This window comes from Agriterribacter humi (genome assembly GCF_009192765.1).
In the GTDB taxonomy this organism is placed as follows: Bacteria; Bacteroidota; Bacteroidia; order Chitinophagales; family Chitinophagaceae; genus Agriterribacter; species Agriterribacter humi.
In genome coordinates this window covers 24,110-38,166 of the sequence record NZ_VOHQ01000013.1, presented here as the reverse complement: position 1 = coordinate 38,166, position 14,057 = coordinate 24,110, and the positions used below count along the sequence as shown (strand labels likewise).

At 41.9% G+C, this 14,057-nt stretch carries 9 protein-coding genes and 1 tRNA gene; 7 read left to right on the top strand and 3 right to left on the bottom strand.

Features of this window, described 5'->3' with window-relative positions; genetic code table 11:
* The first annotated feature begins 81 nt into the window (after positions 1–81).
* Positions 82–3,645 carry a chondroitinase family polysaccharide lyase gene (locus tag FRX45_RS18810; protein WP_152270022.1) on the top strand — a complete coding sequence of 1,188 codons (3,564 nt, stop codon included), beginning with the start codon at positions 82–84 and terminating at the stop codon, positions 3,643–3,645.
* A 328-nt stretch (positions 3,646–3,973) separates the two neighbouring features.
* Positions 3,974–5,767 (top strand): translation elongation factor 4, encoded by a 1,794-nt coding sequence (gene lepA, locus FRX45_RS18805; protein ID WP_152270021.1) that lies wholly within the window; start codon positions 3,974–3,976, stop codon positions 5,765–5,767.
* A 109-nt stretch (positions 5,768–5,876) separates the two neighbouring features.
* Here the strand turns inward: lepA and FRX45_RS18800 are convergent, their stop codons facing one another.
* Together FRX45_RS18800 and gap are read right to left on the bottom strand one after the other, a co-directional pair.
* Positions 5,877–7,076, bottom strand: a complete 1,200-nt coding sequence (locus tag FRX45_RS18800) for a phosphoglycerate kinase (RefSeq protein ID WP_152270020.1) — start codon at positions 7,074–7,076, stop codon at positions 5,877–5,879.
* A gap of 89 nt (positions 7,077–7,165) precedes the next feature.
* Positions 7,166–8,179 (bottom strand): type I glyceraldehyde-3-phosphate dehydrogenase, encoded by a 1,014-nt coding sequence (gene gap, locus FRX45_RS18795; RefSeq protein ID WP_152270019.1) that lies wholly within the window; start codon positions 8,177–8,179, stop codon positions 7,166–7,168.
* 201 nt (positions 8,180–8,380) lie between these two features.
* Here gap and FRX45_RS18790 point away from each other — a divergent pair.
* A tRNA-Glu gene (locus FRX45_RS18790) sits at positions 8,381–8,455 on the top strand.
* 753 nt (positions 8,456–9,208) lie between these two features.
* Here the strand turns inward: FRX45_RS18790 and FRX45_RS18785 are convergent.
* Positions 9,209–10,078 (bottom strand): AraC family transcriptional regulator, encoded by an 870-nt coding sequence (locus FRX45_RS18785; RefSeq protein ID WP_152270018.1) that lies wholly within the window; start codon positions 10,076–10,078, stop codon positions 9,209–9,211.
* A 130-nt stretch (positions 10,079–10,208) separates the two neighbouring features.
* Between FRX45_RS18785 and FRX45_RS18780 the strand changes: the two genes are divergently transcribed.
* The 4 genes from FRX45_RS18780 to FRX45_RS18765 all read left to right on the top strand — a co-directional run bounded on the left by FRX45_RS18780 (position 10,209) and on the right by FRX45_RS18765 (position 13,990).
* Positions 10,209–10,973: an SDR family NAD(P)-dependent oxidoreductase gene (locus FRX45_RS18780; RefSeq protein ID WP_152270017.1), complete on the top strand. Its 765-nt coding sequence runs from the start codon at positions 10,209–10,211 to the stop codon at positions 10,971–10,973.
* An 18-nt stretch (positions 10,974–10,991) separates the two neighbouring features.
* Positions 10,992–12,212 (top strand): enolase C-terminal domain-like protein, encoded by a 1,221-nt coding sequence (locus tag FRX45_RS18775; RefSeq protein ID WP_152270016.1) that lies wholly within the window; start codon positions 10,992–10,994, stop codon positions 12,210–12,212.
* A gap of 279 nt (positions 12,213–12,491) precedes the next feature.
* Positions 12,492–12,827: a sodium:solute symporter family transporter gene (locus FRX45_RS18770; protein WP_262884216.1), complete on the top strand. Its 336-nt coding sequence runs from the start codon at positions 12,492–12,494 to the stop codon at positions 12,825–12,827.
* A gap of 314 nt (positions 12,828–13,141) precedes the next feature.
* Entirely contained in the window at positions 13,142–13,990 is an 849-nt protein-coding gene (locus tag FRX45_RS18765) for a universal stress protein (RefSeq protein WP_152270015.1), read from the top strand.
* The last annotated feature ends 67 nt before the right edge of the window (positions 13,991–14,057 follow it).

The window sequence follows — 14,057 nt, the reverse complement described above, 5'->3', positions numbered from 1 at the left end:
ATAAAAATTTAAATCTTTCCTCTCAGATATTGTTAAGAGGATCAATAATTTACTAAGGTCAGAAAGAAGATTATACCAATCATGCAAAAAATTAACCTTAAACCTTATTGCTGCTTTTTAAAAAGATCTGCAACAGAAAAAATATTGCCATTACACAAAATCCGCTATGCCAGCCTGCGAATAAATAAAATTATTCTTACAGCACTGGCAATATTATTAACATGCACAGTTGGTTATGCGCAGCCCGACCTGGAAGGGGCCGTACCATCAAATTACACGGCAAAAAAGGGTACACTTTCCATAAGTGACCGGCATTACCGCCTGGGAACCCAATCTTTACAATGGGACTGGACGGCAGGCGATACGCTTGTTATTGAGCTTAGTGCCGGGGAACAACAATACATTAATGCAAATTTGCTGGTTTGGGGCCAGAATCATTTCGAGATGTGGGCGCACAATGAAACCCCATCTCCCGATACATTCGATGTGAAATTCCTGAGTAAACGGGATATTTATCAATTCCGGTTCCGGTTTAACATCAATTATGAAGGGTGGAGGAAACTGCAGCGCAGCTATCGTCACGATATGATAAAAGAGCTTGTAACGTATGATCCATACTGGTGGAATGTAGTGCAGATTCATATCCTTGCACCGCTATCGGGTAGTGGCACTATATTCATTGATAATATGCAGTACATGCGAACTTCTGAGATGAAGTATGCCGACAGGCAAATGCCCGATTTATCTGCATTGGCCACTGAGCCATATTATTCCAGCGATTTTTTTCACCAACTGGATACACTTACGCCAACGATCCCATTGAGCCAGCCTACCGCAAAAGAGGTAGATGATCTGAACCTTATTCGTGGACGCATTAAAGTTATTGACAGGGGAACAGCACCTTCTGCTTCGGAATTAAGTGATGCCAATGCCCTGTACGCCACTTACAACATAGTGCCTGACGGAAACCTCATTAAAGGAAAAGACATTTCCGATTTATCGGAGATTGATACCATGTTCGCCGTTTTTACCAGGAGCTATATACACAACAACAATACCGATAGCAGGGATAAAGCAATTAATATTCTGAAGCTGATGCTGGATAACGGTATTGCGGCCGGCAGCGGCAGGTGGTTTGCCGGAAATTCGTGGGGCTATGATGACATGCTTTTTTACAAGGCTCTGATTAATGCCGAAGATTTTATTGATGAAGATTTAAGATATAAGATATGGGATTGGTTGAAATGGAGCATGGGCATAAATATGGGCTGGAATGAAAATTCAGATGGGCTTTTTGATGAAGACAACCTTTATGTATTGCAGGACGCCTTTTTGTGCGTTATTTTATTTAGCCCGGATGATGCTCATGCCGTTCAGGACCTTCAGCGCCTTAAATTGTACATCGAAAGGTTTTTAAAAAATCAAAAGGGAAACACCGATGGCATGAAGCCCGATGGAACCACCTTTCATCATTATGGGCATTACAATTCGTACGCGTATTCTTTTCAGGCCATTATTGATCCGGTACTGTATACATTCAGGGGTACTGACTTTCTGATAGATGCCGAAGCATATGAAAATTTAAGAAAAGTAGTATATGCACAGTATTTAATGTGCAATACCATTCAATTTGCCAATAGCCTTACCGGCAGGCATACTTTTTTCTCTCCTATTACCTTTTCGGGTGGGTTCTTTACCAGGATGGCACAAATTGGGGGCGAAATCCTGAATACCTCCATTGATCCTATCGTTGCAGGCATGCGCACCCGGATATATGGAATAGACAGACCGCCTTCAGGCGTTCCGGCAGAGCCTTTTCCTTCAGGCTTCTGGCAAATGAACTACAGCCCCCTGGCGATGCACAGAAAAGATAATTGGGCAGCCACCATAAAAGGCATTAACAATTATTTCTGGGGAACAGAAATCTCTACCGGCGCCAATCGCTATGGGAGATATCAGAGCTACGGCGCCCTTGAAATTATGTATCCCGGAGGGCTTGCCGCGAGTGGCTTAACGGCTACCGGCTGGGACTGGAATAAAGTACCGGGAGCAACCACTATTATCCTGCCCTTTTCCCAACTGATGGCGCCGGCCTCGGTATCTTACCTCGCAGAAAAAAATGCCTACAATTTTGCCGGCGGAGTGAAGTTTGGAATACCTGCACCCAATGCACCATCTGATGTCATCCTGGCTGACCTGCATGGTGATTACGGCATGTTTGGATTAAATTTTAAGCAAACAGCCGCTACAGCTACCCATAACCCAAGCTTTATTTTCCGCAAATCCTTCTTTTGCTTTGGTGATAAGATCGTTTGCCTCGGCAGCAATATCAACAACAACGATGACGCCAATAAAACCATTACCACTCTGTTCCAGGGTGCTTTATCTTCTACCGGAACACCAACGGTAGTAGATGGCGCTTCAAAAACAGGGGTTTCCCAGTCGGAGAATCTTGACAAAGCCAGCCCTCACTGGCTTATTGATGCCTATAAAACAGGTTACTATGTTTTACCGGGCAATACCATACATGTAGAAAGGCAATCGCAAACCAGTCCCGACCAATCGGGTTCAGGCGCCACTACTACGGCTAATTTTGCCAATGCGTTTATCGATCACGGCAATGCACCGGCAAGTGCTAAGTATGCATATGTTATTGCACCCAATACTACTGAGAATGATATGACTGCCTTTGCCGCTGATATGCAGTCTTCATCTACCCGTGCTTTTGATATCCTGCAGCTGGATACAGCCGCTCATATCATCCGCGAAAACGCAAGCGGGGTTACCGGCTTCAGTCTTTTTTTACCCAATGACAACCTGGTTTCCAATGATATTTTAAAAGGCAATGATGTGCCCTGTGTTGCCACGATGCAGGTAAATATTGACACCCTTCGTATTTCACTGGTGAACCCTGATTTAAACCTGGTGAATAATGTAAGCACAGCAGTTCCCATTACCTTAACACTCTATGGCAAATGGTCAAAGCTCCCCGGTATACCTTCAAAATATGCCAACGTAATATCAGCAGAACCAACCCAAACTATTGTTCAGTTTAATCCTGCCGATGGTTTGCCTGCAGAGATTGCCCTCATTAAAAGCAATGAAGTGATCCTGCCAATAGAATTATTGTCTTTCGCGGGCCATTCTGATCTTTCCGGCAACAGGAATGTGCTCGAACTGAAAGTTGAAAATGATAATGAAACGATGGACTATTATCTTGAACGTCAAAACGCGGATAATGGCGCATGGACTACCATAGACAGCTACACTTTTGCAGCAACAACCGGTGAACAGCAGTATACTTTCTACGATAAAAATATTGAAGCACCTGCTTATCTGTATCGTGTAAAATGGCAGGAAAGCGCAGGAATTTGGCAATACTCAAATATTGTACTGCTTAAAAACAAGCAACAAAATGCCATTACCATTGCTCCTAACCCGGCAAAAGATGAGTTTTTCATTCGCTTAAAACAAAAGCCGCAGGGTTCAGTGAACTGGCTACTGGCTGACGCTTCCGGAAAAACAGTGAAACAGGGACGCCTCACCAGCGCATCTGAAAGAATATCCGTTCAGGGACTTGCATCAGGTATGTATTTTTTACGTTTATCAACCGGCGAAACAATGGGCATTTCGGTGATTCGCTGAAATTTGTTAACCAAAAAGGAAAAGCATAATCCAATAAGCAACATTATTGCAGCAGAGATTTATTACAAAGATCCAGTACATTTTTTCTGTATATTATCTGCCATTTTCTGCATGGGCAGGTCATTGCGTCTTTTCCAAATGGCTCCTCAATAATTGATGCATTTTTTCAAAAAGAAGCGGTTCGATTAAGGCAGCCCAGGCATTGTTTGGTTATGCCTTTATCGGAAAAATGCCTCCAAACTCCCGCTTTAAATTGATATCCAAAACACTTACCTTTGCCCGTTCAAAAAAATAAAAAAAGGAGTTCCGCTTTAAGGGAACAGGGTACATGAAGCATATTCGGAATTTTTGTATAATAGCACATATTGACCACGGTAAAAGTACCCTGGCCGACCGCCTCCTGCAGGTTACTCATACCATAAGCGACCGTGATATGATGGACCAGGTTTTAGATAATATGGACCTGGAACGTGAAAAAGGGATTACCATTAAAAGCCATGCCATCCAGATTGATTATAAGCACCCTAACGGTGAACAGTATACGCTTAACCTCATTGACACCCCGGGACATGTAGACTTCAGCTATGAAGTAAGCCGTGCACTGGCAGCCTGTGAAGGTGCTTTATTACTGGTAGACGCAACACAAGGTATACAGGCCCAAACCATAAGCAACCTCTATCTCGCTATTGATAATGACCTGGAGATCATTCCTGTTATTAATAAAATAGACATGGACGGAGCCATGATTGAAGAAGTAAAGGACCAGATCATTGAACTGATTGGCTGCAAACCTGAGGAAATTCTGCTGGCAAGCGGTCGTACCGGCGTTGGCGTAGATGATGTTCTTGATGCTATCGTGAACAGGATACCTCCTCCAAAAGGCAACCCCACTGCTCCTTTGCAGGCGCTGATCTTCGATAGCGTGTTTAACAGTTTCAGGGGAATTATTGTGTATTTCAGGATCCGGAATGGTTCCATTAAAAAGGGCGATAAAGTAAAATTTGTTTCCACCAACCAGGAATACGAGGCTGATGAAATAGGTATCTTAAAATTAAAGATGACTGAAAAAGCAGAAGTGAAATGTGGCGACGTGGGCTATATCATTACAGGCATCAAAAATGCGAAGGAAGTAAAAGTGGGTGATACCATCACCACATCTGTTAATCCAACACAGGAAATTATTAAAGGTTTCCAGGAAGTGAAGCCCATGGTATTTGCAGGCATCTTTCCAATAAACACCGATGAGTTTGAGGAGTTGCGCGATTGTATGGATAAGCTGCAGCTCAATGATGCCTCTCTTACGTTTGAGCTGGAAACATCACAGGCTTTGGGATTTGGTTTCCGTTGTGGATTTTTGGGCTTGCTGCATATGGAGATCATCCAGGAGCGCTTAGAAAGGGAATTTAATCAAACGGTAATTACCACTGTACCCAACGTAAGTTTTATAGCCTATACCACCAAAGGAGAAAAGGTTATTGTAAATAATCCTACCGAATTTCCGGATCCTGTAAAAACGGAGCGGATTGAAGAACCTTTTATTAAAGCACAGATCATCACCAAACCCGAATATATTGGCAATATAATGACGCTATGTCTCGGTAAAAGAGGTATGCTCATTAACCAGAGTTATCTTACTACTACCCGCGTGGAACTGGCATTTGAAATGCCGCTTACCGAAATTGTATTTGATTTTTACGATAAATTAAAAAGTCAGACCCGTGGTTATGCTTCTTTCGATTATCATCCCATCGGATACCGGGAAGCCGATATTGTAAAAATGGATATCTTATTAAACGGTGATAAAGTAGATGCATTAAGTGCATTGATCCACCGCAGTAAAGGGCAGGACTTTGGGAGAAAGCTTTGCGAAAAATTAAAGGAGCTGGTTCCCCGCCAGCAATTTCAGATAGCCATACAGGCAGCTATTGGCGCAAAAATACTAGCCCGTGAAACGATTTCGGCTATGCGTAAAGATGTTACGGCAAAATGCTATGGTGGCGATATCAGCCGTAAACGCAAATTATTAGAAAAACAAAAAGAAGGTAAAAAGCGCATGCGCCAGATTGGTAATGTAGAAGTTCCGCAGGAAGCTTTTCTTGCCGTGCTGAAGCTGGAAGACTGACGGATTTGAAATTTATGATTTGAAATTTGAGATTGTATTCCCTATGAAATGTCATGCAAATGCGGGATGAGGATCCCTCCATTTCAAATCTTAAATATCAAATTACAAATCATAAGGCCGAAACGGCTGCAATACCCGGTAATGTTTTTCCTTCAAAATATTCGAGCATAGCGCCGCCGCCGGTAGATACATAGCTCACTTTATCTGCAAATCCAAACTGGTTAACGGCAGCTACAGAATCACCGCCACCAACTAAAGAATAAGCGCCGTCTTCGGTGGCTTCAGCTACGGCCTCAGCTATGGCTTTGGTGCCCAACTGAAACTTTTCCATTTCAAAAACGCCCATAGGCCCATTCCACAAAATCGTTTTTGATTTTTTGATCACATTGGCAAATTCACTTCTGCCCAGTTCACCAATATCTAAACCTAACCAGCCATCGGGGATATTATTGCTGGGGGCAGAAGAAACTTTTGCATTGGCATCAAACTTATCGGCAATAATGGAATCGGAAGGTAAATGAATATTTACGCCCATATCTGCTGCCTTTTTTAATAATTCATTTGCCATATCCAGGCGGTCTTCTTCACAAAGTGAATTGCCTATTTTACCACCCTGCGCTTTAATAAAGGTATAGGCCATTCCGCCACCAATAATGACGTCATTGGCCTTCTTTAATAAATTTTCTATGATCAGTATTTTATCAGATACTTTAGCACCGCCAATAATAGCGGTAAACGGCTTTTCAGACTTGTGCAATACTTTTTCAGCGCTTTTCACCTCTCCTTCCATCAGCAGTCCGAACATTCTTTTTTCTACCGGAAAAAACTTAGCGATCACTGCCGTTGAAGCATGTGCACGATGCGCCGTTCCAAAAGCATCATTCACATAAATATCAGCAAGTCCGGCCAGTTTTTTCGCAAAGGCCTCATCTCCTTCTTCCTCCTGCTTATGAAAACGAAGATTTTCCAGCAGCAGCACTTCCCCCGGCTTCATCATACCGGCCGTTGTGTAAGCCTGTTCTCCTATACAGTCGTTGGCAAATAAAACGGTTATACCGCCTAAAAGATCGCTTAAATGTTTGATGAGTGGTTTTAAAGAATATTTTTCTTCGGGACCTCCTTTTGGCCGACCCAGGTGACTCATTAATATAACCATGCCGCCATCATCCAGTATTTTTTTAATGGTAGGCACGGCTGCACGCATACGGTTATCATCCGTAATTTCAAATTTATCATTGAGCGGAACATTAAAATCAACCCTAACCAATGCTTTCTGACCCTTGAAATTACAGGAAGAGAATTTAGACATAGTACAAACGATTTAAAGATACCAACCGAAAAGAGACGGTTAGCAGTAACAAAGCCGCCATGATTTCCGGTTTCCCGGAAACAAACACATTATTTGCCGATCAGTTTGGCAAAATAATGAACCGTGCGCACCAACTGGCTTACATAGCTCATTTCATTATCGTACCAGCTCACCGTTTTCACCAACTGCGTATCGCCTACAGACAACACCTTGGTTTGCGTGGCGTCAAAAAGAGAACCATAGCTCATACCAATAATATCACTGCTTACAATTTCATCTTCATTATAACCGTACGACTCATTGGAAGCTGCTTTCATAGCGGCATTTATTTCATCGGCGGTTACTTTTTTACCGAGTATGCTGGTTAATTCGGTTAATGAGCCGGTAAGAACGGGCACACGCTGTGCGGTACCGTCTAACTTTCCTTTCAGTTGTGGTAATACCAAACCGATTGCTTTTGCAGCGCCGGTACTGTTGGGAACAATATTTTGCGCAGCGGCTCTTGCACGGCGAAGATCACCCTTGGGATGCGGGGCATCCTGTGTGTTCTGATCGTTCGTGTATGCGTGAATGGTAGTCATTAAGGCCGAAACGATACCGAACTTTTTGTCTAAGGTATCGGCCATGGGCGCCAGGCAGTTGGTGGTACAGGAAGCGCAACTGATAACCGTTTCACTACCGTCTAAAATATCATGATTTACATTAAATACAATGGTTTTGATATCGCCTGTGGCAGGTGCGGATATAACCACTTTTTTAGCGCCAGCCGTAAGGTGTGCCGAAGCTTTGTCTTTATCGGCAAAGAAGCCGGTACATTCAAGCACTACATCTACCTGGTGTGTTCCCCAGGGAATTTGTGCGGGATCTTTTTGCGCGTATATCTTAATTTCATCGCCGTTTACAGTAATCGAATTTTCGGTTGCTTTAACATCCGCATCAAAGCGTCCCTGTGCCGTATCGTATTTTAATAAATGCGCCAGCACTTTGGGGCTGGTTAAATCATTGACAGCTACTATGTCAATGCCTTCCATATTATATATCTGGCGGTATACTAACCGTCCTATTCGTCCGAAACCATTAATTGCAACTTTTACTGTGCTCATTGTACAATTGTTTAGCTTTTTAAAATGAGATGCAAATTTACGACATGAAATCAATAAACAGGGAAGAAATGATTAAACTGTGTTATATTATGCATGTAAAAAAGCCGCTAAATGCGGCGGGAAGCGGAATTAAAACTATTTAAGAAAAAGTTTTGGAGGGATATGCCTGTAACTTTATCTTTGCACTCCCAAAATTGATAAGGCCCGTTGGTCAAGGGGTTAAGACGCATCCCTTTCACGGATGAATCACGAGTTCGATTCTCGTACGGGCTACCACCTAAACCATGAGATATAATACAGTATTATGTTTCATGGTTTTTCTCTTTCTATTACTATCAGTTTTATTAATAAATTGATCCCAATGGCAATAAGTATTGCAATAAAGCAAACTGTACTGTTTTCGATGTGATTAAGTTTCAAGGTTGAAAGATGAAAACGTAAGCTATTTAAAAAGCCAAATAAACCCAATTTACAAAAGCGGCTTCCTTTTCTGGGTCAAAAAACTTTTCCCTTCCTCCGATAGCTTACCAATCATTACCGCGTCAAACTTCAGTATCCGGTATCCGCTGTACTGTGTTTCTGCCTTTAGTGGATATTGCCTTTAGGGATTATAACTCGTGGATCAACTGATGGCATATATTAAAACATATAACAAGGAAAGGGCAAAACCTTTTAACTGGACATACAATGCAAGTTAGTATACTTATTAAGAGATTGCTACACTAGCAATAGCGTAACCATTGAATGGGAAAGGACATTTAGCACCTGATGGAGAGATTGGCTGTCTGGTAAAAAAAGTACCTTTATTCATCAGCGGTTTTTTTGTGTGGCAACTTAAAATACCGAAAAGGTGACTTCCCCGTCTCCTTTTCATATATTCAATCCAGTTTTTACCGGACACTAATGATGCGAATTCCTTAACGTTTTTGTAAACTAAATAACGCACAGGCATTGCTCAGCCATAGGGTATTTCACAGGTCTGCCTCATTCACTTATCAATTCCTACAAAAGCTTTGCGAGTGCTGCATGTCAAACCTGTCTCTTAAACTCAGAAGGTGTTTTTCCAGTTATAAGCTTAAAAAATTTATTGAAATTGGAAATGCTGTTGTATCCACATTCATACGCAATGGCTTTAATGGCTGCATCTTTTGCCGTTAACAGTTTGATAGCCTGTGCAATCCGTATTTCGTTGATAAACTCCACCACTGTTTTTTGTGTTCTGGCTTTAAAAAACCGGCAAAAAGCCTGCTTATTCATATTAGCAAGGCTGGCCACATCGTCCAGTTTTATTTCAGTGGAAAAGTTATTGAACAGGTATTTAAACACTTTGTCAATTCTTTCATTATCCCTTGCATGGTATGTATTGATATAACCTGCTCCTGCCAGCAACTGATATTTTTTTGTGACACATAGAATCTGTAATAGTTGTAATAACAAGATCAATTTTTCTGATCGTTCTGTATCTGCCATTTTCAATAACAACGCTTTCAACTGTTCTTTGGCAGAACCGTGAAAACTTATTCCTCTTCTGGCGGTTTGCAGTACTTGCTCCAGTTTCTTTGTATTATAAAAGCAGGATAACAGTTTAATTAATTTATCCGGATCAAAAAATAGCGCAACAGATCTGACATGCTTTTTTTGTTTTGCTCTTTTATTTAAGTTTTTTTCTTCATTGTGCCATACATGAGGAATGTTGCTGCCCAAAAGGATCAATTCGTCACTCGTAAATTTCTCAACGCTATCCCCGATGATTCTTGTACCCTCACCTTCTAAAATATAACTCAACTGGCACTCCTTGTGAAAATGAAATTCGGTGGTGAAATAAGGACGGTCAATATACCGGGTAGCATACACTTCATTATCCCATCCCTCCAGCACTTTAGCAAAAACAGGTTTCATATTAGCTGCAATATTCAAATTTATTTATCAATTGGCTAATATAAAGTAAGCAATTGTCAATAACGGATCATACATTTTAAAAACCGGCAGGTAATTTTGCTATCTCGAACATTGAAGTAAAACAAACGTAATGCTTTCTAACAAAGTTATTCTTCTAACAGGTGGCGGCGATGGTATCGGATGGGAGTGTGCGAAGGCCTATGCCAAAGCCGGCGCCCTTGTTTGTATTGCTGATAAAAGCCCCGAAAATCGGGATAAACTTTCTTTATTAAACGGACATGGCCATCAATACCTGGTATGCGATATTTCCAGCGAAAATGAAGTGAAAAGTCTTTTCGATAACATTTCAGATAAATTCAAAAGGCTTGACGCGATCCACAACAATGCTGCTATTGCTCATCCATCTCAACCCTTGCATGCTACTACTGACGAACAATGGGACACCCTGTTCAATGTAAATGTAAAAAGCATTTTACTGACCACTAAACATGGTATTGATCTTTTGAAATTGTCCAAAGGAACAATACTCAACACCGGTTCGCTGGTGGCATCTATTGGCCAGGATAACCATGCTGCATATGTTGCCACCAAAGGGGCTGTGAATGCATTAACCAAGGCTATGGCGCTTGACTATGCGCACTGGGGCGTAAGGGTAAATGCCATTGCTCCAGCCGCCGTTAAAACACCTATGCTGGAAGCATGGATTAAAGAGCAACCCCAGCCGGATGAAATGGTGAAATACCTGGACAACCTCCAACCCCTTGGCAGGATGCCAGGAGGCGATGTAATTGCTGATGTTGCTATTTTTTTATTGAGCGATTCGGCAAGATTTATCACGGGTTGTATACTGCCGGTAAGCGGAGGCGCCGAACTGGGTTACCGAAAGTTATTATAAATAGCTGTTGAATATTTTATGATAAAGAAAGCGGAAATACACGACAAAAGATTTACACTCCGGTCCAATGCAGGCAGCGATGCCATTCATAAAAACCCGCAATACTCCTATGCTGTTACCCGCCTAACCGATGATGGTGGAGAAACCGGTGCCGGTTTGGCATTTACACTTGGTGACGGAAACGACCTTGTGTGCGGGGCTGCGCAGTTTTATGCCGGGAAACTGAAAGGCCGGGATATTGAAGAATTGATGCACAGCTTTGGTAACACATTTAATAAACTGTCAAATGAACAGCAATTCAGGTGGCTGGGACCCCACAAAGGTATAGTGCACCTGGGATTGGCTTCGGTTACAAATGCATGCTATGATCTGTGGGCAAAAAAAAGAGGTGTACCACTTTGGAAATTGCTCATTGATTTATCTCCCGAACAAATAGTAAACACCCTTGATCTTTCTTATTTGGAAGATGTATTGACAAAAGAAGAAGCGGTTGATTTACTAAATGTTCAATTAAGTGGCAAGTTCGACCGTATGAACATTTTACAAAAAGGCTACCCTGGCTATGATACTTCGGTGGGTTGGTTTAATTATGATGATAACCAGGTAAAAGAGAACTGCAAAAATGCAATTGCCAAAGGCTTTACGGCCATGAAATTAAAAGTGGGTTCTTCAAACCCTCAAAGGGATATTCGCAGGGCAAATATTGTGCGGGATGCTGCTGGTGCAGATGCAAAGGTAATGCTCGATGCCAATCAGCAATGGACCCTGCCGCAGGCTATTGCTATCTGCAACGAATTTAAAAAAATGAACCCCTACTGGGTTGAAGAGCCAACGCACCCCGACGATGTGCTGGCACATCAAACACTGGCTAAAGCCATAGCACCAGTAAAACTGGCGCTTGGTGAGCACGTTCCCAACCGTATTGTATTTAAAAACTATTTGCAAACGGGCTGTGCCGGATTCGTTCAGGTAGATGCCGTACGTGTAGGCGGTGTGAGCGAGTTTATTACGGTCAGTTTGCTTTGCAAGAAATTTGGCGTACCGGTGGTACCACATGTAGGAGACATGGGCCAATTGCACCAGCACCTTGTATTGTTTAATCATATTGCCATGGGACATGAAGCATTATTCCTGGAACACATTCCGCATTTAAAAGAACATTTTGTTTACCCGGTAAAAATTGAACATGGTGCATATGTAACGCCCCAGGAGCCGGGTAGCAGTTGTGATTTAATATAAGAATAAGCAGCAAGATGCCGGGAGGCCGCATATCTGTCACCAGGATTGCACAAATTGTTTTATAAGAGGCCTGATCACTTTGCCTAAAAAATGAGTGTCAAAACGGTTCTAACGACTAAATAAATAAACAAGAATGGTCAGCACTCCCGACATCATTATCACGATTGCTTATATCCTGTTTATTGTAACGATCGGACTTTGGGCAGGCGCAGGTAAAAAAAGAAGAAAACCACGTCTGCTGAAAATTATTTTTTAGCCGGCAAAACGTTGCGCTGGCCGATGATAGGACTGGCATTGTTTGCGACTAATATTTCATGCATCCATCTTGTAAGTCTTGCCCAAAGCGGATTTGATACAGGTTTGCTGAATGGCAATTTTGAATGGATGACTGCTTTTGTACTTATTTTATTGGCTTTGTTATTTATTCCTTTCTATATCCGTTCGGGGGTTTCCACCCTTCCGGAATTCCCGGAAAGACGTTACAATAAATCCTGCCGCGACTGGTTGGCTTTGATTTCCATTATATCAGCGATCATCATACATATCGCTTTTTCCTTTTTGGCAGGAGGCACCAAAGGCCTAACCGTTCCAGCTGCACCACCGAGTATCTGTTGATTATGCCAGCCATTGGTGAGTACCGTCACGATTCATATTGACGGCTATCATTTTTATATCAATAACTTCAAAATAAATTTGTATGTCTAACCCAAATTTATGGAAGCCGGTAACATCGTTATTAGCAGTCTTCGCAATTGGCAGGAGTATTAGAGAAAGGAGACCTTAAAACAGCGACTCACCAAAAGCAGCCGGAGACAGCTATTGCCGGGATTTGCAAGCGGGATGTCATAACAGAAACGGAAGGAGCATTTAAGACGATTTCAATACCCCGTTTAAAATTGGTAAACTAAATTTTCATAAAATTCATTTCGATGAAGCGAATACTGGTTCCCATTGATTTTTCCCCTTATGCAGGCAACGCAATTGATTTTTCTGTAAAGATGGCTAAAGTTCTGGCGGCGGAGATTGTGCTTCTGAATGTATATGAACATCCCGGTTCAACATACACAGATTACGTGGGACTCAACAAAGAGTTCAAAGCAGCAATGATGACTGAAAGATTGCAAAAATTAAACCAGTTGAAAAAAAATATTGAAGAAACAGAGCGCATCACAGTGTCGGTCGTACAATATGAAGGGTCTGTAAAAGAGAATATCATAAAATCATCAGAACAGAGCAAAGCATATATTATTGTAATGGGAACATTAGGGAATGGTGGTATAAAGGAAAGATTATGGGGAAGCAGCACAGCTGCAGTAATAGGCGCGAGTAAAATCCCTGTAGTGACCATTCCTTTGGAATATGATGGACATCTTCCTGATAAAATCCTGTTTACCACGAACCATTTTGAAGGATCGCCCGGGATACTGGATACCCTGTTTGAACTGGCTGCCATTAATATGGCACAGGTGTTTGTGCTGCTTTTCATTACCGAAAATGCAGAGTACACCGTCGGAATCAAAGACAGGTTAAAGAAATTGGTGGAATATGGGCAGAAGCTGCAAAATAGTTACCATGATCAAAGTCTTGTAACGGAATATTTGTCGGGCAATGAATTTGAAAAGACCATAGAGCAATACATCAGCAATAATGACATAAAACTACTGGCAATGATAAGTTACAAGCGAAGCTTTTTTGAGAGGCTGGTTTATCCAAGTATGACAAAGAAAATGTCTTATCATATAAAGATCCCGCTACTGGTTATTCCTGCAGAAAAATAATTGACTAAATTCTTTTTTTCATCCCGTTATTTATCCGTACAGGAATCTGCTCCCGGAAAGTCTTTTC